This window comes from Viscerimonas tarda, from assembly GCF_054601255.1.
In genome coordinates this window covers 45,662-66,902 of sequence record NZ_BAAHWV010000017.1, presented here as the reverse complement: position 1 = coordinate 66,902, position 21,241 = coordinate 45,662, and the positions used below count along the sequence as shown (strand labels likewise).

The 21,241-nt window shown below is 45.7% G+C and carries 11 protein-coding genes; 10 read left to right on the top strand and 1 reads right to left on the bottom strand.

Going from position 1 to position 21,241, the window contains the following annotated elements:
* Window positions 1-7 precede the first annotated feature (7 nt).
* A complete protein-coding gene (locus ACYPWY_RS09155) occupies window positions 8-289 on the bottom strand; it encodes a hypothetical protein (RefSeq protein ID WP_459685224.1) in 282 nt (93 codons plus the stop codon).
* A gap of 144 nt (window positions 290-433) precedes the next feature.
* Between ACYPWY_RS09155 and ACYPWY_RS09150 the strand changes: the two genes are divergently transcribed.
* The 10 genes from ACYPWY_RS09150 to ACYPWY_RS09105 all read left to right on the top strand — a co-directional run bounded on the left by ACYPWY_RS09150 (window position 434) and on the right by ACYPWY_RS09105 (window position 21,239).
* On the top strand, window positions 434-1,723 hold the full coding sequence (locus ACYPWY_RS09150) for an ATP-binding protein (RefSeq protein ID WP_459685223.1): 1,290 nt from the start codon (window positions 434-436) through the stop codon (window positions 1,721-1,723).
* A 25-nt stretch (window positions 1,724-1,748) separates the two neighbouring features.
* Entirely contained in the window at window positions 1,749-2,759 is a 1,011-nt protein-coding gene (locus ACYPWY_RS09145; RefSeq protein ID WP_459685222.1) for an ABC transporter ATP-binding protein, read from the top strand.
* Between the two features lie 227 nt (window positions 2,760-2,986).
* Window positions 2,987-3,166 (top strand): hypothetical protein, encoded by a 180-nt coding sequence (locus ACYPWY_RS09140; protein ID WP_459685221.1) that lies wholly within the window; start codon window positions 2,987-2,989, stop codon window positions 3,164-3,166.
* A 600-nt stretch (window positions 3,167-3,766) separates the two neighbouring features.
* Entirely contained in the window at window positions 3,767-5,386 is a 1,620-nt protein-coding gene (locus tag ACYPWY_RS09135; protein ID WP_459685220.1) for a glycoside hydrolase family protein, read from the top strand.
* Window positions 5,387-5,757: 371 nt separating this feature from the next.
* Entirely contained in the window at window positions 5,758-6,849 is a 1,092-nt protein-coding gene (locus ACYPWY_RS09130) for an efflux RND transporter periplasmic adaptor subunit (protein ID WP_459685219.1), read from the top strand.
* A 42-nt stretch (window positions 6,850-6,891) separates the two neighbouring features.
* Window positions 6,892-9,915, top strand: coding sequence for an efflux RND transporter permease subunit (locus ACYPWY_RS09125; RefSeq protein WP_459685218.1), 3,024 nt, complete (start codon window positions 6,892-6,894; stop codon window positions 9,913-9,915).
* A gap of 126 nt (window positions 9,916-10,041) precedes the next feature.
* Window positions 10,042-11,337, top strand: a complete 1,296-nt coding sequence (locus ACYPWY_RS09120) for a TolC family protein (protein WP_459685217.1) — start codon at window positions 10,042-10,044, stop codon at window positions 11,335-11,337.
* 460 nt (window positions 11,338-11,797) lie between these two features.
* Complete coding sequence (locus tag ACYPWY_RS09115) at window positions 11,798-14,317, top strand: glycoside hydrolase family 95 protein (protein ID WP_459685216.1); 2,520 nt, start codon at window positions 11,798-11,800, stop codon at window positions 14,315-14,317.
* 116 nt (window positions 14,318-14,433) lie between these two features.
* Window positions 14,434-17,760 carry a glycosyl hydrolase family 28-related protein gene (locus tag ACYPWY_RS09110; protein ID WP_459685215.1) on the top strand — a complete coding sequence of 1,109 codons (3,327 nt, stop codon included), beginning with the start codon at window positions 14,434-14,436 and terminating at the stop codon, window positions 17,758-17,760.
* Between the two features lie 185 nt (window positions 17,761-17,945).
* Window positions 17,946-21,239, top strand: coding sequence for a glycosyl hydrolase family 28-related protein (locus ACYPWY_RS09105; protein ID WP_459685214.1), 3,294 nt, complete (start codon window positions 17,946-17,948; stop codon window positions 21,237-21,239).
* The last annotated feature ends 2 nt before the right edge of the window (window positions 21,240-21,241 follow it).

The window sequence follows — 21,241 nt, the reverse complement described above, 5'->3', positions numbered from 1 at the left end:
ATTGCGATTAGCATACGCAATCGTAGGGGCAGGGTTCGCCTGCCCAAAATGCAGAGCTTGCAGTTAGGGCAAACGCATGAAAAATTTTACGTCTTATGCCTTTTGGTAAAGTTGCTGATATGAACAGGAGATTCCTCCCTTTGGTCGGAATGACGGCCTCCTTTTGGGAGAGGGGATGGGGAAGTGGCGGCGAAGCCGCCACTTCCCCATCCCTTAAACCGCCAATAGGCGAGTCATTCCGACCAAAGGGAGGAATCTTATTCGTAACAGTAGTACTAAATTTTTTCAAGGTTTGCCCTGAGCTTGCAGTCCATGCCCGTATTATACCAAACCAGCAAGAAAAACAGTCGTTTCGGAACTTTATCTATGGAAAAGTATGTGAAATTTTGATTTTTCCATAGATAAATGTATATTTGTGGAAAATTGGACCTACATGAGAAGAAAAATCTATGACGAATTAGTCAAATGGAAAAGTAAGCCGGGCAGAATGCCTTTGATTGTTAATGGGGCGCGTCAGGTGGGTAAAAGCTATATTTTGCAAGAGTTCGGCAAGCAAGAGTTTGACAACTACATCATTGTCAATCTCGAAACCGACAAAGCTTTGGTAGAGAAATTCGAGGAAAATATCACTCCTGTACCTATCATTCAATATTTAGAATCAGCCCATTCACAGCGGATTATTCAGGGTAAAACTTTAGTCGTATTCGATGAGATTCAAGCCTGTGAAAGGGCTCTGACCTCATTGAAATACTTTTGCGAACAGGCTCCCGAATACCATATTGTGGCTGCTGGCTCGTTGCTTGGGGTGGCTGTCAACCGCAAAAAATACTCATTCCCCGTTGGTAAAGTAGATGAGATAAATCTATTTTCAATGGACTTTGAGGAGTTTTTATGGGCGGTAGGACGAGAAAATTTTGCCAATCTTATTCGGGCGCATTACGAGTCTGACAAGCCCTTGGATGTGCATTCGATGGCTATAGACTTCTACAATCAATACCTGATTGTTGGCGGTATGCCTGCTGCTGTTAAAGAATTTATAGCGACCAATAGTTTTGTGGCTGTTTCGGATATTCAGAACAGAATATTGAATGAATATATTGCCGATATGTCGAAATATGCCGAACCTGCTACCAGCATCAAGATACGCGCCTGCTACGAATCTATCCCCGCCCAGTTGGCAAAAGAAAATCACAAGTTTCAGTACAATGTTGTACAAAAAGGGGGCAGCGCTACCATATTTGGCGAATCAATAGCTTGGCTCAAGTATGCAGGCGTTATTCTGAAATGCCGGAAAACAACTCAAGGAACTATGCCCATCAAAGTCTATGTTGATTTGAGCGACTTCAAACTCTACATGTCGGATGTGGGTATGCTTGTCATGCAGTCGGGAGTAGTGGCGCAAGCTATCTTATCGCCTCTTGAAACAGATAGCCCGTTTATGGGTGCAATTGCAGAAAATTATGTGGCACAATCGTTTGCCGCCAATTTAATCCCCTTGCTCTATTGGAAAAATGAGAATACTGCCGAGGTTGATTTTGTTATCCAGAAAGGTGTTGACGTGATTCCCATAGAAGTCAAAAGCGGCATTAGAGTGCGTTCCAAAAGTTTGGGTATATTTATGGAAAAATACAAGTCGGCTTATGGTATCCGCATCTCGAAGAAGAATTTTGGGTTTGAAAATGGGATAAAATCAGTGCCGCTATATGCTGTGTTTTGTATTTAATATGGCAACCGGAAATAATAAAATAATGAACAAAATAATTATATCAGCAAACAACATAAGCATAGGCTATCCCGGCACGCCACACCGCGAAGGCCTGAGGCTGTACGATAATCTTTCGGTAGAGCTGAATGCCGGAGAATTAACTTGTTTGCTGGGGCCTAATGGCGTAGGAAAATCGACTTTGCTGCGGACATTGAGCGCCATGCAGCTTCCTTTATCCGGCGAGGTGTATTTGCACGGAAAACCCTTGGACGGGTATAGCGAACGCGAGTTGTCGTGCGAACTGGGCGTTGTTCTGACGGATAAAACTTCGGTCGGCGGGCTTACTGTTTCGCAGCTTGTTTCGTTGGGACGTTATCCTTACACCGGATTTTTCGGGAAATTATCCAGGTACGACCACGCCGTTGTGGACAAGGCCATAAAGGATGTTGGCATCGACCACAAGGCGCAATCGTATATGGCGGAACTGTCGGATGGCGAACGGCAGAAAGCAATGATAGCGAAAGCTTTGGCGCAGGAATGCCCCGTGATATTGTTGGATGAGCCGACGGCTTTTCTGGATGTTGCCAGCCGTATCGAAATTATGGAATTGTTGCATCACCTGGCTTTTACGCAACAGAAAACGATACTGCTCTCTACTCACGACATCGAATCGGCTTTTCTGTTTGCCGACCGCCTTTGGTTGCTGTCGAGGGAAAGGGGGCTTGAAAGCGGTGTAACGGAAGATATTTTGTTGAGCGAGTCAATGAGTTTGTTCATGGACAAGAAAAACATACTGTTCGATAAACAAACAGGGAGTTTTTTACCACGGAAGACCTTCGATAGAACAGTATTTTTGACGGCGGAAGGGAATTTATACCATTGGACAAAGAATTTTTTGAGAAGAAATAACTGGGATGTGTCGCCCGAAAAAAGCGCCTCGGATTTTTCGCTAACGGCTTTGTCGAAGGATAAATTTCTGTTGGTTCGGGGTTCGGTTGAAATTGAGATGAATTCCTTCAATCAATTATATAAATGGCTAATAAACAACTATTAATTGCCCTGATAATTATCTGTTTGCAACCAATTTGCCTTCATAGTTGTTACGTTTTTGTTAAAAAATATATTTAGTTATAATCCCCCTTTGTTATTAGGATTTTTTACCTTACATTTGCCACATGCAGAGAAAAAAGCAAATATTCTGCCATTAACACAAATTGCGGATCTGGTTTAGGATTATTTAATGTTTTCTTTTTAGTTGATTAATATTCAATTTATATTACTATGGCAAAAATTTACAACATAGAAAGCAACCAAAAGAGTAATCTATCGGAATGCCATCCTTTCGATACAACTACAACGGAAGAGGTAAACGAAAGTTCTTCGGCTTATAACGAAGTGCTGAAAATTCTGAAAGAAGCTTTTAGCTTGGTTGACATAACAAAGATTTTCAATAGACTGTAAGACCGGTGTGTTGTACTTCTTCGGATTGATGAGAATCACTTCGAGGGAGGTGTTGTGTGCCATAAAATGTCATTAAAGAACCAGGGCAAACGCATGAATTTTTTTAGTACTACTGTTACGAATGAGATTCCTCCCTTTGGTCGGAATGACTCGCTTATTAGTGGTTTAAGGGAGTAGGAAGCGGCGGCGAAGCCGCCGCTTCCTACTCCCCTCTCCCCAAAAGGAGACAGTCATTCCGACCAAAGGGAGGAATCTCCTGTTCATATCAGCAACTTTATCGAAAGGCATAAGCCGTAAAATTTTTCATGTTTGCCTTGATTAAATTACGCAGATTACGCAAATTCGTGCAACTGATTTTATATATTGACAGATTTTTTAATAGTGGATAATTTGCGATAAACGAGGGCAGACACAATCGCAAAAACAGACGTGGCACGCCACGTCTCTACAAATGTGTGGTCGTGGCATTTTGATAAACTCCGTGAAAAATCCTCCGTGCAACTCCGCGGTTAAGAATTAAACTTTGAACCTGAAACCTTGAACTTTGAACTTTTTGTGTATCTTTGTGTAGCTTTTAACAATTTGAAATAAATATAAACCATGAGAAAGAAAAAGTCCCTGTTGCTGATATGCGCGCTGATTATGACCATCACTCCAATTTTTGCTGAAAATATCCCAAACGCCGATAAAGATATAACGCCGATGGATTTGAAATTCAACCGCTTGGCTGTACGGCGTTTCATCTTTTCAAACAACATAAACCTGAGTGAATTTGTCCCCTCCGAAATTGTTGCGTTTAACTCCATGCATCCGGCATTTGCCCTTTCGGAAACGAACGAAGCCAAGGCGGATACTACGTTTCGGGCAAAAATTGAAAAGGGAAAGCTTGTCCTCAACTCAAAAAGCGGAAAAGATCAGGCCACTATTTATGCGGGCGGCGTAAATCCGTATGCCACGTACGAAATAGACATCGAATCAATCGCCAACAGCGCCGAAGTTTCCGAAACCGGCATCGAAATTGCCCGCTTGGGACTTCGGGACAGGATTCAGGTTCTTGTCAAATCGGGCGGGAATGAAACCGGGGTATTCCTGAGGATATATGCCGATGCAAAACTTGTTACCGAAACAAAGTATGCTGATAAGCTGCCCAACGCGCCTTTCTCGTTGCAGGTTCAGCTTTATGGGCACTCGCTGGGGGTGTTTATCTCCGAAAATGGAACGGCTCGCTATTTGGGGCATATTGCCGTGAAGGACAACTTTAAGGACATACTGGATTTGCGAAAACCCGGTATTGCCGGCGAATGTACATTTAATATTGTGTCGAATCTTAAAGCTTCGGTGGTGGTGAGCGGCGCCCGTTCGTATCTTTCGCCGGGGGTGGGGCAGGCCGATATTCGCTTGGTGTCGTACGAAGATTTAAGCCCCTGTATCGAAGACGGAAGGCTTTGGTTTACATTTAGTTGCCGGGGAATGGATACGGCGCAATCGGCTCAAGGCGTGTTCAGCCTCGACCCCTCGGTCTTCGACATAAAGTTTGAAGGAATGATTGTTTTCGACCATGGAGACGGCTTGTTGCGCAACGATTATGCCGCCCACTTGTTTTACGACCGCCAAGCCGAAGAATGGCGGGCTTATGTGTGCGATTTCGGCGGGAGCGCCAACAAGGAAGGCCGCGCAAAAACGGGTATGCTTACGGCCTGGTCGTCCAAAGACCCCCGGCGGGGTTATTCGGTGATGCACGCCGCACGAGTTGAACCGGAGTCCATTGACGGACACAGCGAAGACCCCTGTATTTTCTACGACAAGGAAGCCGGAAAATGGCGATTGCTAACCAGCGGTTTCGTCCAAAACAATATCGCCGCCCGCATGTACGAATCGGATACTTGGAACGGGAAATTTACGCCGGTCGCACTACCGATTCTGGCCAATTCAACCGGAACATCCATCCAAAAAATAGGAAGTAAACATTATGCCTTGATGGGCGGACACGGCAACTTGCGGGTACATTCATACCCCGATTTGAAAGAACTGGGAGAACTGAATCTGAGCCTGCAACCCCATTGGCCAAAACCTGCCGGACGCATCTGGGCAAGTGTAGTCCCCTTACCGGACGGCTACCCCTACAAGTATGTACTGCTGACAATGGACAGGCCAAACTTCCCCAGCGTAAAAGGCCCCAATTGGAGCTACGGAGCTTTGTATTTTTATGGAGCGTATTAAGGTAGTGGCTCTCTCTACACAAAAAGTAGGGTCGTGGCGTGCCGCGACCGTTATTGCGATTGTTATATGTAGGGGCGTATCGAATACGCACATTTCCACTAAAAAGTGTCATTTTTGATAGCCGCTAGGTAAGGCTTTCAGCCTTACCTAGCGGCTATACCTTTCAGGGGCTTGTGCAACAGACAATGCAAACTCAAACTTATGTTTCTCAATTCTCAATTCCCAACTCTCAATTCAAATATGTATCGTTTTCTTTAATTTCTTGAAAAAAACAAAAAATACAACTTGCCGATTAATCCTTTTTACTTCCTTTATGTCATAATAATCTAACTAAGTTATATCCTTTTGAGATTTTATTATCAGAGCAACCTATGAATAAGAAAAGCAAAATAGCTTTGATTGCTATTGTCGTATTGTTTATTGCCGGAATGGCATTTTATCCCAGCATCAAAAATTTATTTTCTTCAAACGAAGACCCGCGCTCGTCGGCGAAAGGGCCTGGAGGGGGCGGCGAAAGGAGAGCATTAAATATCAACGCCCAGATTTTAAAATACGAAAACCTGAACGAGGTATTTAAAACCAAAGGGAGATTGATTCCCGACGAGGAAGTTGAACTTTCGTTTGAAACTTCGGGAAAAATCACCGCTATTTATTTCAAGGAAGGTACTTTTACCCCAAAAGGAACATTATTGGCTAAGGTAAATTCCGAACCCTTGCAGGCTGAGCTGAAAAAACTGGAAGCGCAGTTGCCATTGGCCAAAGACCGGGTGTTCCGTCAGAAATCGTTGCTGGAAAAAGATGCCGTCAGTCAGGAAGCTTACGAATCGGTAACCACCGATTTGGAAAAGCTGAATGCCGACATTGAACTGACCAAAGCCAAAATTGCCCAAACCGAACTGCGGGCTCCTTTCGATGGCATAATAGGTTTGCGACAGGTGAGCGAAGGCACCTATGCATCGCCCACAACCATCCTCACAAAACTCACCAAGATTATCCCTCTTAAAATAGAATTTTCGGTGAACGAAAAACAGGCCGATGGCATTAAACCCGGAACAGAACTCAGTTTCTCGCTATCGAACGACCTGAATAAATACACCGCCTCGGTATATGCCGTCGAGTCGAATCTGGATAAGCAGACGCTGACGCTTAAAGTGCGGGCCTTGTATCCCAATATCGGCGGAAAGATAAAACCGGGCTACTCGACCGATATAGAAATAAAACTGAACGAAATAAAGAATACCATCGTGATACCCAGTATGTCAACCGTTGCCGAAATGGGACGCAATATAGCCTACATTTACAAGGGAGGAAAAGCCCGTCAGGTGTCGCTGACAAAAGGAATGCGTACCGCTTCCTCGATACAGGTAATCGAAGGATTGAGCTTGGGAGACACATTGATAACTACGGGTGTGATGCAACTTCGGGACGGAATAGACGTTACCATCGACAACCTGAACTGGTAGCAAAAAATGAATTAAGGATTTGAATTACCCAAAAATTTACAAATGACAATCTCTGAAACAAGCATACGGCGGCCGGTTCTTTCTACGGTTTTTGTACTAATCATCTTTTTACTGGGGATAATAGGCTACACCTACCTCGGTGTGCGCGAATATCCGAATGTGGATAATCCCATCATTACGGTCAATGTGGGCTACCCGGGCGCCAATGCCGACATTATCGAGAATCAGATTACCGAACCTTTGGAGCAAAATATCAACGGTATTCCGGGGATACGTTCGTTGTCGAGCAGAAGTAGTCAGGGCTCGAGCCAGATTACAGTTGAATTTGAACTGGATGTTGACTTGGAAACTGCCGCAAATGACGTCCGCGATAAAGTTTCGCGCGCTCAACGCTATTTACCCCGCGATTGCGACCCGCCAACAGTAGCCAAAGCCGATGCCGATGCCAATCCGATTATACAAATCACCATCCAGAGCGAGAAGCGTTCGTTGCTCGAACTGAGCGAAATAGCCGAACTCACCGTGAAAGAACGCCTGCAAACCATCCCGAATGTGAGCGCCGTTGAAATATGGGGCGAGAACCGCTATTCGATGCGCTTGTGGCTCGATCCGGTTAAGATGGCCGCTTATGGCATTACGCCGATGGATGTTAAAAACGCCATTGACAGGGAAAATGTAGAACTCCCCTCCGGCAGCATCGAAGGAGATAAAATTGAGTTGACAATCAGAACTTTGGGCTTGATGCAAACCCCCGAAGAGTTTAACAACCTGGTTGTCAAGGAAGATAATTTTAATATCGTACGCTTTGGCGATGTGGGCATTGCCGAACTTGATACCGAAGACCGCAAAAATATCATGCGCCGCAACGGTGTGCCAATGGTGAGCACGGTCATCCTCCCGCAACCGGGCGCCAACCAGATAGAAATTTCGGACGAAGTCATGATTCGCCTCGAACAGATGAGAAAAGATTTGCCGGAAGACGTTAAATTGGATGTCGCTTTTGATAACACGAAATTTATCAGGGCATCCATCAGCGAGGTGGAAGAAACTGTTTATATCGCTTTCCTCTTGGTGGTGATGATTATCTTCCTGTTCTTGCGCGACTGGCGTGTAACCCTTATTCCCTGCGTGGTTATTCCCGTGTCGCTTGTGGGGGCGTTCTTTGTGATGTATATCGCGGGATTTTCCATCAATGTATTGTCCATGCTGGCGGTAGTGCTGGCCGTTGGGCTGGTGGTGGACGATGCAATTGTTGTAACCGAAAATATATACTTGAAGATAGAAGGCGGAATGACGCCCTTGCAAGCCGGTATCGAAGGCTCCAAGGAGATATTCTTTGCGGTTATATCAACGACCATAACGCTCGTTGCCGTATTCTTCCCGATCGTCTTTCTGGAAGGAATGACGGGACGCTTGTTCCGCGAGTTTAGTATTGTGGTGTCGGGCGCCATCCTGATTTCGGCTTTTGTCGCCCTGACGTTTACGCCGATGTTATCCACCAAGCTATTGAAGAGGCGTGATAACCCGAATTGGTTTTACCGCAAAACCGAACCTTTCTTTCAGGGAATGAATAGCGTGTATCAGCAATCGTTGAATTATTTTCTCCGGCACAGGATTATCGTTTTACCCATCATTGCTGTTACTTTGCTGTTAATAGGCTTTTTGATGAATATTATTCCTGCCGAAATGGCTCCGCTGGAAGACCGCTCTCAGATTACGGTACGCACCACGGCTCCCGAAGGCGCTACCTTTGAATTTTCGAGAGATTATAGCAATAAAATTGCCGCTATTGTGGACTCGGTGGCTCCCGAACGCGAATCCACTATTGTGCTGACGCGAAGCACTTCGGGGATGGTGAGAGTTACGCTGCCCGACATTAAAGACCGCAAACGCAGCCAGATGGAAATAGCCGATGCCATATCAAAGGCGGTGCGTCCCGAAACAGAAGCCCGGGCTTTTGTACAACAGCAATCCACATTCGGAGGCCGCCGTTCGGGTATGCCTGTTCAGTATGTGTTGCAGGCGCCCAATATCGAAAAATTGCAAGAGTTTATCCCTGCTTTCATGCAAAAGCTGAACGAAAATCCAAAATTTCAGATGGCTGACGTGAACCTGAAATTTACCAAGCCCGAAACCCGCATCCAAATCGACAGAGACAAGGCTGCTTTGCTTGGCGTTAGCACGCGCGACATAGGGCAAACCCTCCAGTATGCTTTGAGCGGGCAACGTATGGGTTATTTTTACATGAATGGCAAGCAGTACCAGATATTGGGCGAAATTAATCGTCAGCAACGCAACACGCCACTGGATTTAAAATCTATTTATCTGAAGAATGCAAGCGGAAATATGATTCAGCTCGACAACCTGGTCGAATTGCAGGAAAGTGTGGCTCCACCTCAGTTGTATCGCTACAACCGCTTTAATTCGGCAACCGTATCCTCAGCTCTTGGCGAAGGGGTTACAATTGGCGATGCCTTGAACGATTTGGATGCAATAGCAAAAGAAACGCTCGACGATACTTTTCGCACAGCCCTTACGGGAGACTCGAAAGATTTCCGCGAAAGTTCATCCAGCCTGATGTTTGCTTTTGTGTTGGCTATCATACTAATCTTCTTGATTCTGGCCGCTCAGTTCGAGAGCTTTAAAGACCCGTTTGTTATTATGCTGACGGTGCCGTTGGCCATTGCCGGCGCCTTGATATTCATGTATTTTGGCGATATAACGATGAACATATTCAGCCAGATTGGTATAATCATGCTGATAGGTCTTGTGGCTAAAAACGGTATCCTGATTGTGGAATTCGCCAACCAGCGTCAGGAAACAGGAATGAACAAACTGGAAGCCATACAGGGAGCTGCCGTTCAGCGCCTGCGCCCGATTCTGATGACGAGCTTTTCGACCATTCTGGGGCTTTTACCTTTGGCCTTTGCCAGCGCAGAGGGCGCCAACGGGCGTATCGCCATGGGGGTGGCAGTAATTGGCGGTATGCTGGTTTCAACCTTCCTCACCATATTTGTGGTGCCGGCCGTATATATGTTTGTATCTACCGATAGAAGCAAGAAATAACAATGAGATTAATAAGAATAATATGCCAATGTGTCAATGAGACTAATGAGTTCATTATCACTTGCGTCAATTTGTATATTATTCACATTGGCACATTATTCGTATTATTCACATCCATTTAACCCTATGAAACGATCAATAATTATACTACTACTGGTTTTCCCTGTTTTGTCGAATGCGCAGGATTTGTACGATCTCAAGCGGTGTATCAAAGTGGGATTGGAGCAAAACTATGCCCTTCGGATTGTGCGGAACGAGCAGACTATTTCGGACAACAACACCACGGCAGGAAATGCCGGTTACTTGCCAACGCTCGATTTGAACGCCGGTTATTCGGGTTCGCTGATGGATACCGATAATGGTACGGTTAAGAATGACGGAGTTCATAACCAGCAATTAAACGCCGGATTAAATCTGAACTGGACGGTATTCGATGGCTTTAATATTCAGGCGAATTACGACAAGCTGAAAGAATTGCAACAGATGGGCGGATTAAATACCCGTGTAGCTATCGAGAATTTCATATCCGGTTTATCTGCCGAGTATTACAATTATGTGCAGCAAAATATCCGCCTGAACAACCTTAAATCGGCGGTAAAACTCTCAAAAGAACGCTTGAGAATTGTTGAAGCGCGCTACAATATTGGCTCCATGTCGCGCCTCGACCTGCAACAGGCAAAAGTAGATTTCAATGCCGATAGCTCGAAGTTAATCAGGCAGTACGAAACGCTTTTTACATCGCGAACAAAACTCAATCAACTGATGGCCGCAAAAGATGTGGAACAGCCCTTGCTTGTTACCGATTCGGTTATTAGCGTCAATGCCTTGCTGCAAAAGGACGAAATCAGGGAAAATACATTGGCTCAGAATCCCTACCTGCTGCTTTCGCGGAAAGATATAAACCTGAGCACCTTGGATTTAAAACAGGCAAAAAGTCCCAATTATCCCTATCTGCGCCTGAATGCCGGATACGGATACACTAAAAATATGTACGACTCCAATACCTCATTTCAAAAAAACAGGGGTCTCAATTACGGACTGACCCTCGGCTACAACCTCTTCGATGGTTTTAACAGCAGCCGCAAACAGAAGAATGCCAAAATACAAGTGCAAAACAAGGAGTTGCAATTTCAGCAGCTTCAACAATCCATCGAAACAGATTTATCCAATGCCTGGATGGCCTACATAAACAACATCGAATTAACCAAGCTGGAAAAAGAAAACCGCGGAACAGCCAGGGAAAACTACGAAATAGCCATCGAACGCTACCGCTTGGGCGATTTGTCGGGTATAGAGTTGCGCGAAGCACAAAACAGCCTCCTCGAAGCCGAAGAACGACTGGTACAAGCCCAATACAGCACAAAACTCTGCGAAATATCACTGATACAAATCAGCGGACAGATAATTAATCTGTTGGATTAGGTTCAAGGTTCAAGGTTCAACGTTGTAGGGGCTGTCTCAAAAGTATTTTTGAACGCAAATAAATTATTTCAATTAAATAAAAAAAAAAGATAGACTGGCTTATTTGCGTAAATTTGTGTAATTCGCGTTCTTTTGAGACAGCCCCACAGGTGATAAATGTAGGGGTGCATCGAATGACACTCAATTTTCAATTCTCCATTCTCAATTCCCTCCCCCCCTTATTGTAAAATATACATACCTGAATTAACCTGTTAAGAATGTAGATTTATAGGCGACACCTAAAAAGCCAAAATCGAACATATAGAAGAATTTAGCCGCTTAACTACGCCCAAATTAGCTAAAAACGCATTTTAATTGAATTTTAATTTCTAATTAATAAAAGATTCATCAATAAAGTAATACCTCGCGCCTATCTTTGCCGGAAAATATACAAATCATTAAATCACAAAATACCATGTTTATGAAGAATCAATGTATTAGATTCAATTTACAAATTGTAGTATTTTTATTTTTTTCCTTTTCGTTTTTCGCTCAGGAAATAAAGGGAGAAAGTAATCAGACGTCCGGCGATGTGCTTCCCGCAAGCCAGCGCAAGGAAAAAATCACCGCAAAATGGACAGATCGCGCCATTTTTTCAGGAAAGAAAGATAAACCGGCAGGCAAAGATGTACTCTGGTACCGCCAGTCGGCCAAAGTATGGGAAGAAGCCTTAGCGATAGGCAACGGCCAGCTGGGTGGAATGATATTCGGCGGCGTTTCGGACGAACGCATACAGTTCAACGAAAGTACGCTGTGGGACGGCTACACATTGGACCCCAATAACAGGGAATCGCTCAAGGCGTTGCCCGAAATACAGAAGTTGATGTTTGAAGGCAAAAACGATGAGGCCGTGAAATTGGCCGGCGAAACAATGATGGGCAAGCCAAAAGGGGTGAAACCATTCCAGTCGCTGGGCGAATTGTGGTTCGATACGCCCGAAGTAAATGCCGCGAACTATGTACGGAGCCTCGATTTGGCTACCGCTATCGTATCGTCAACGTACAATAGCAGAGGGGTTGAATATACCCGCGAAAGTTTTTCTTCGGCAGTTGATAACGTGATTGTCTTGCAGATAAAAGCATCGAAGAGAAATGCCATCAACGGCTCATTCACCTTGCGAAGAGACAAAGATGCCGAGTGCGTACAGCATCCGGCCGATGCCAATTCGCTGCTGCTGAAGGGCCGAATAGACCGCAAAGACGAAGACGGTAATCCGCGCGGATTGAGTTTTGCCTTGCAGGTAAAAGCTGTTGTCGATAAGGGTTCGGTAAGTTTCGAGGGCAATGTGATGAAGGTTAAAGATGCCAATACGCTGACGTTGTACATCGCCGGAGCAACCAATTACCCGGGCTTGAAAAATATAAACAAGGGCATTCGTTTTTCGTCAACCGATCCTGTTGAAGAAAACGTAAAAACAATAAAGAATGCCACTGCTAAATCGTATAACAAGCTGAAAGACGCACATATAAAAGAATACCAACAGTATTACAACCGTTTCCAATTAGACTTGTTGCCCGTATCGGTCGAAAATGCTACTGTACCGACAGACGAATTGATAAAACTGGCAAAAGAAACCGGTAAGCCCGATTTGGGATTGGTAGAAACCTATTTCCAGTTTGGCCGTTACTTGTTGATTTCCAGTTCGCGTCCGGGTACTATGCCCGCCAATTTGCAAGGCCTGTGGGCATGGCAGATGAATCCGCCCTGGAATGCCGATTATCACACCAACATCAATTACCAGATGAATTACTGGCCTGCCGAAATCACCAATCTGTCCGAAACACATCTGCCGATGTTTGATGTGATGGATGCCTTGTCCGAATCGGGAGGTAAAACAGCGCAGATAATGTATGGCGCCAAAGGCTGGGTGGTACACCACTTGACCGATGCCTGGGGATTTACAGCTCCTGCCGACGGCGTTCAGGGTATTTGGCCGGTAGGTTCGGCTTGGTTGGCGCAACATCCTTGGGAACATTATTGCCATACACTGGACAAGGCCTTCCTCAAAGATCAGGCTTATCCGCTGATGAAGGGCGCTGCCGAATTTATTTTAGACTTTTTGGTGGTAGCTCCCCAAGGTACAGCTGTACCCGGAAAATTGGTTACAAATCCGTCTTACTCGCCCGAAAACAGCTTTATTCTGCCAAGTACAGGACGTGGAGCCAGCTTTACTTATGCTGCGACCATGGACTTGGAGATTGTACACGATTTGCTCACCAACTGCATCGAAGCCAGCCGGATTCTGGGCGTGGATGAGGCGTTCAGAGATAAATGCAAGGCTGCGCTTGGCAATCTGGCTCCAATACGCATCAGTAAAGAAACAGGGCGTATTATGGAATGGGTGGAAGATTACAAGGAAATCGACCCGCATCATCGCCACACATCGCATTTGTTCGGCTTGCACCCCGGTAATCAAATATCGGTGGTAGGTACGCCCGAATTGGCTGCGGCTGCCCGCAAAACACTGGAAGCCAGAGGCGATGCCGGAACAGGCTGGGGATTGGCATGGAAAATAAACATGTGGAACCGCTTGCATGACGGGAACCACGCCTTCAAGTTGTTGTCGGTATTGATAAGCGAAAAAACATTGCCCAACTTGTTCGACGATCATTCGCCTTTCCAAATAGACGGAAACTTTGGCGCTACTGCTGCCATTGCCGAAATGCTGGTACAAAGCCAGGTTCGTACTGCCGATGGCGGTTTCGAGTTGCATTTGTTGCCCTCCTTGCCCGACCAGTTTGCCAATGGCTCGGTGAAGGGAGTAAAAGCCCGCGGCGGTTTTGAAGTGGATATGACTTGGAAAAACGGCGAGCTAAGCGCTGCAAAGATAAAATCGGCCAAAGGCGGTAAATTGCATCTGCGCTTGGGCGAAAACAGTCAGGTTTACGATACCAAAGCAGGTGGAACTGTACAAGTGGATGGAAAATTAATTAAAAAATAAGTTTAAAGTTCAAAGTTCAAAGTTTCGGGTTCAATGTTAATACCAACCGGTAACAGTTTGAACCCGCAGCCTGAAACTTTGAACTTTAAACTTTAAACTTTAAACTTAAAAAAGATATGAAAAAAATGAGACCTTTATTTATTTTGTTGCTGTCTGTCTGTTGTTTGCAGACCTATGCCCAGTCTCCAAACTGGAAAGTGATAGAGTCTGAATACGAAACAGACGATGTGGGCGTAATGACTTATAATGTTAAAGATGCACCATTTAATGCCAAAGGCGATGGCGTAACAAACGACCAGCCTGCTATCCGAAATGCAATAGCCAAAGCGAAAGCCGATGGCGGTGGTGTGGTATTTATTCCGAAAGGAATGTATAAAATGAATAATATTATTACGATTCCTTCGGGAGTAACTGTGCGTGGCGAGTGGAAAAAACCCGTCAAGGGGCAGCCCATCGAAGGAACGATACTGATGGCGGCGAATGTTTCCCGAGGGTACGACCGGAACAGGGATGCCTCGTCGTTCATAACCATGCAATCATCTACCAGCCTGACAAACATTGCTATTTGGTATCCCGACCAAAAACCCGGTAATATTGTCGCTTATCCGCCGACTATCATGTACGGACAGGATGGACAATGGGGAAATGACTATTGCAATGTGCGGAATGTTACGCTGGTTAACTCCTACAACGGGGTTTGCTTGTCGAGAACCAACGGCGGTGGCTGTCCGAATATTTACGGATTGTATGGCACGGCTCTTTCGGTAGGTGTTGAAATTGATAACATTGCCGATGTGGGTCGTTTTGAATGGATAGATTTATCGCCCGATTATTGGGCAGGTTCGGGTCTTGCCGATGCTCCTGCGCTGGACGGCGCTCATAAAAGCCATATTTACAACAACGCAACAGGTATTGTGATGAGGCGTAACGACTGGTCATATACTTGTTATGTGAATGTAGAAGGATACAAGACAGGTTTTTCTACACTGACTTCTCCTTCGGGAGTGCCGACAGCCGGTTCCCCGAATGGGCACAACTATAAAATGACATTCAAGAACTGTAAAACAGCCGTGTATAGCGAAAGTAGTGCAGGTGCAGGGCTTATGTTCTCAGGAGTCAATGTAGATAATTGTGAAAATGGACTGGTTGTTGGCAGTGGCGAGGGATCTATTGTTCAGTTGATAGACTGGAATATCAATGCTTCCAAAAATGCTGTTCAGGTGGAGAATAACGCTTCTAAAAAGGTGATGATGCAGCAATGTACTGTTGCCAACGGAAAGGTAATAGCTTTGGGTGGTGTGCTGATGCCGACAAACTGCGATTTTAACAACAGCGCCCCACAAATAACCATCGGTAGTGGCGCCCGTGCCATTATCACCGGAAACAGGTTTGCGCAGGGTGTCGATATTGTTAACAATTCGATGTTTAAATGTGCTATCGACCACACTCCGGTTGCTGCGCCTGCACTTCCGGCTTTTGCCGAGTTTAAAACAAAGGTAGCAAAACCGGCAAAAAACGACCTGTATGTTGTAACTAAAGCGCCTTATTTTGCGTATGGCGACGGGGACACCGATAATACGGCCATTATTCAACAGGCCCTGAACGATGCGGGCGCTAACGGTGGCGGTATTGTGTATATTCCGGCTGGACACTTCAAAGTGTTGGGAAATCTGACCGTGCCTACCGGTGTTGAGTTGAAAGGAACAAACGATTTTGGCTCGGTGCCGAAAGGCCCCGGTTCGGTGCTGGAAGTATATGCCGGAAAAGGAGACCCAACAGCTCAGCCTTTCCTCAAACTCTCGCAAGGCAGCGGTGTCAGGGGAATTGTGTTTAACTATCCCGAACAAATGTGGACCTTGTACCCCAATTGGTACGACTATCCGTATTGTATTCAGGCAACCGGCAGCGATGTGTATATCATGAATATCGGTTTACGCGCCGTAATGCATGGGGTGGATTTGTTTACTTACAAATGCGACAACCACTACGTTGATTACCTGGCCGGACACGTTTTTGAAACAGGTATCAAAGTCGGCGGCGGTTCCGAAAACGGTATAGTATGTAATACCCAGTTTAACACGCTTGTTTACTCAAACGGACGGGAATCCAAGTTCGGAACATGGCCAAACTCACCCGATAACAATTCGGCCACTACGCCAACCGAAGAGTACAACAAGGCAAAAGATGCCTGTTACAATTACAACTGGGATAAGCTTGACTTCCTGACTTTGGGTAATTGCAAGAACGAAACCTTGTATAATATTTTCCATTATGGTTCGCAACGCGGATTGATATTTGGCGATGAAAGCGGCAGCCCGACAGGTATTTCGATGGGTACGGCTATTGACGCATCGCGCAAGGCGGTTACATACCGAAGCCTGGGCGCCGGAGGATTTGATATGATTAACTCTCAAATAGTTTCTACAACCGGTAGCAATACAACCGAACCGACTACCTTTATCGAAACAGCCGCCGGATTTACAGGCACAGCCCGATTGTTCAATTCCGATTACTGGGGTGGAACCAACCGTGCGATTACGGCCAATGGCGGAAACCTCGAACTTTATCAGGCACACTTTAACGCGTCGGGAAGGATTCAGTTTGGACTGATTGCCAATAATGGCTTCATTAAATTATTAAATTCGGATGCTGTGGCTATTTCGACTTTATTGACTACAAATAAAGAATCGCAAGCCTGGATACAATCCTCGGTTCTTAATTACGCAAATACCGATACAACGAAATACAATTCGTGGAAAAATAACCTGTCGGTTTCGCCTGTATTTGCCACAACAGCTACATTGCCACGGACAGGCTGGATAGCCTCTTCGTTCAATTCAAATGCGCACAACAATGCTATTGACGGCAACATAACTACACGATGGAGTACCGTTGGCGCTCAGGCTGCAGGGCAATGGTTCGCCGTAAACACCAAAGCGCCGGTAAAATTCAACAAGATTATTTTGGACTCTTCTCCCAGTTCAAATGACGGTCCTGCGGGATATGCCGTTTATCTATCAAGCAATGGTACAGACTGGGGCGAACCTGTTGCAACAGGCATTGGTGCGAGCGTTACTATTATCAGTATCCCCGAAACCACATCCCAATATGTGAGAGTGCTGCAAACAACTACCGGCGTAAAAAGCGGTTACTGGTCAATCCACGAGTTCTACCTGGCTTATGTAGAGGGAGAGGAAACAGCTGTCCGTCCCGACTATGCACAAAACAATCATCAGGTGTTTGTTGCAGACGGAACGCTTTACTTGGAAGGATTTGCCAGCGAACCTGTTCAGTTGAATGTGTATAGCATTTCGGGACAAAAGGTATTATCCGCTGCTTCGACCACACCGGCTGTTGATGTTAGCTCTTTGCCAAGCGGCGTTTATATCGTTGACATTAAGCAGGGTGGAGAAGTTTACCGTGCCAAGGCGCTGAAAAAATAATATAGAAATGTAGGGGTTGTCTCATAAGTCATCTTTATAAGGTTGTCATTGCAGGCTCCGACCCGCAATCTCCTGACAAGGGCACAAATTTGAACTTCAGTTAGGAGATCCCGTGTCAGGCACGGGATGACAGGCTTTTGAGACAGCCCCCTACACAGAAATTGAAATTGTAACTAAAAAATAAAATGAAAAAAAAATTACACTTGTTGTGTTACTTATTTGTATCCTGTTTGCCGCTAGTGGCGCAAACTCCGGCTCCCGATTGGAAGGTTATCGAATCGGAAAACCCTACGGATGAGGTTGTTGTTCAAACATTCAATGTCGTTACCGATTACAAGGCCAAGGGCGATGGCACAACAAATGACACACAAGCTTTTCAGAATGCACTAAACAGGCTTGGCACACTCAAAGGAGGCGTTTTGTATGTTCCTGCCGGAAAATACAAAATCACAACGAAATTGAATATACCGAAAGGCGTTTCGATACGTGGCGAATGGAAAAAACCCGTAAAAGGACAACCAATAGAAGGAACCATCCTGATGGCCTATTATGGTGCAGGAAGGGATATGATGGACGAATCGTATGCCTTTATTACGATGGAACCTTCCACGCTGGTATCGAACCTCTCTATCTGGTATCCCGAACAAGACCCCGGCAACATCAAAACCTATCCGCCGACTATATTGATGGGGAAACCCAGCTATTGGGGAAATGACTATTGCAATGTGCGGAATGTTACCTTGGTCAATTCGTATAATGGCGTTTGCTCCAACAAAGCAAACGGGGGCGGTTGCCACAATGTGTATGGATTGTACGGAACGCCTCTTTCGATAGGGGTGGAGCTGGATAATCTGGCCGATGTAGGCCGTTTGGAATGGATCGACTTCTCGCCCGAATATTGGGCTGGTTCGGGACTTGCAAATTCTCCGGCATTGAATAGCGCCTATAAGGATTGGATTTACAACAACGGAACAGGTATTATGATGAGGCGTAACGACTGGACATACACTTGTTTTGTGAATATAGATGGATATAAAACGGGTTTCTCGGCAAGTCCGTCCCGTGTACAGGGCAATCCTAACGGACACAACTATGGCGTTAGCTTGAAAAACTGTAAAACAGCCGTTTATGTGGATGCGGTGGCCGAATCGGGAATTATGTTTACACGCTTCAATGTGGACAACTGTGTGAATGGCGTGGTTGTGGCCGACGGCACACCTGGTATTATCCACTTGAATAACTGGACGATTAACGCTACATCCAATGCTGTTTTGGTAAACCCAAATGCGGCAACAAAAGTGATGATGGAACAATGCCTTGTTAATCAGGGTCGTGTGAATATGAAAGGCTCTGTATTACTGGCGAATAACAACGATTTCAACAATGGCGCTCCTCATATAACCATCGGTACAAATGCGCGTGCCAACATCACCGGCAACAGGTTCTCGTCCGGGGAACCTGATATTCAGAATAATTCGATGTTCAAGAATATAATCGACCACACTCCGGTGGCAGTTGCAGCTTTGCCCGCCTTTCCCGAGAGGAGAGCGCCGGTAACAAAACCTGCAAAAACCACAAATGCCGACCTGTACGTCGTAACCAAAGCGCCATACAATGCCGTAGCGAATGGAACCACCGATAACACGGCAGCCATTCAGCAAGCATTGAACGATGCCGGAGCAGCTGGTGGCGGCCTGGTGTATCTGCCTGCCGGAAAATACAAGGTACTGGGCAATCTGACCGTTCCCACAGGGGTGGAATTGAGGGGAGCAAAAGACCTTTCGGCAGTACCTGAGGGGCCTGGCGCCATTCTCGAAGTGTATGCCGGAAAAGACGATAACACAGCAGAGCCTTTTTTGAAGTTATCGGAAAGAAGCGGTATCCGGGGTGTTGATTTCAACTATCCCGAACAGCTGGCTACCTTGATGCCCAACATGCACGAATATCCGTATTGTATCCAACTAATGGGTAAGGATATATATGTTGTGAATGTCGGCATACGCGCTACGATGTACGGCCTGGATTTGTTCAGCTACAAATGCGATAACCATTATGTGGAATACCTCGCCGGCCACGTTTTTAAAGTCGGAATTAAAGTCGGCGGCGGAGCGGAGAATGGCGTTATCTATAATACCCAGTTCAATAACATTGTGTATGCTTACGGAATGCAATCTAAGTTCGGCGAGTTTCCTAACTCACCAACCGACCCAAGCAATAACCCGCTGAAGCAAGATTGCTACGACTATGGCAGTGATAACCAGCAATTCCTGATTTTGGGCAATTGCAAAAACGAGACATTATACAACGATTTTCATATAGGTTCGCAGGTTGGTGTTACCTTTGGCGATGCCTCCGGCGTTCCATCCGGCATATCCATGGGCATGGCTGTTGACGATTCCCGCAGGGCTTTGCGTTTTGTAGGCTTGGCGCCGGAAGGTTTCGACCTCATCAACACGCAGATAGTATCAACATCAACTACTAAGCAGGATACGAAATTCATTGAACTGGATGCCGCATTTACGGGCAAGTCAACCTTGTTCAGCTCCAATTATTGGGGAAGCGCGGCTTATGCCGTAACAGCAGGCGGAGGAGAAGTAGAGCTTATCTGCGCCAATCTCCGCACATCGGGTAGCACGCGCTTTTTGCAGTTGTCGGGCAACCCCTCTGTCAAGGTCGTGAACTCTTATATTGCCAAGAAAAGTATTGTTAATTCGGGCTTTGCATCCAAGGTATCCATACAGTCGTCCCTGGTCGATTTGGTGGATGTTACCGCCGCCCAGTGCGCTTTGTGGAAAAACAATTTGCCAATCAGTCCCGAATTTAATTCGGCAGGAGCATTGAGCCGCACAGGCTGGATAGCCTCCTCATTCAATTCAAATGCGCACAACAATGCCATTGACGGCAATATAAATTCAAGATGGTCGAATATTGGCGCTCAGACAGCAGGGCAATGGTTTGCCGTCAATACCAAAACACCGGTAACATTCAATAAAGTGATTTTAGATTCTTCGCCCAGTGGAAATGACGGCCCGGCCGGTTATGCCCTTTACTTGTCGAACAACGGCGCCGATTGGGGCGATCCTGTTGCAACGGGTGTTGGCGCTGGCGTTACCATTATCAGCATACCGCAAACAACCGCTCAATACGTGAAAGTGGAGCAAACGACCACCGGTGTAAAAAGCAATTACTGGTCAATCCACGAATTTTATTTGTACCAATTGGAAGAAACAGGCATTACAGCCGAAGCTACTTCTCCATCACAGCATCGGATTTATATTGCCGGTGGTACACTATATACACAGGGTCTGACGGATGAATATCCGGCGCAATTGAGTCTGTACAATCTTTCGGGACAGAAAGTGTTGTCGGAAACAGCTGTAACACAAGGTGTTGACATAAGTTATTTGCCTAAAGGTATATATATAGTTGAGGTAAGACAAAACGGTAAAATTTATCGCGAAAAAGTAATTAAAAAATAAAA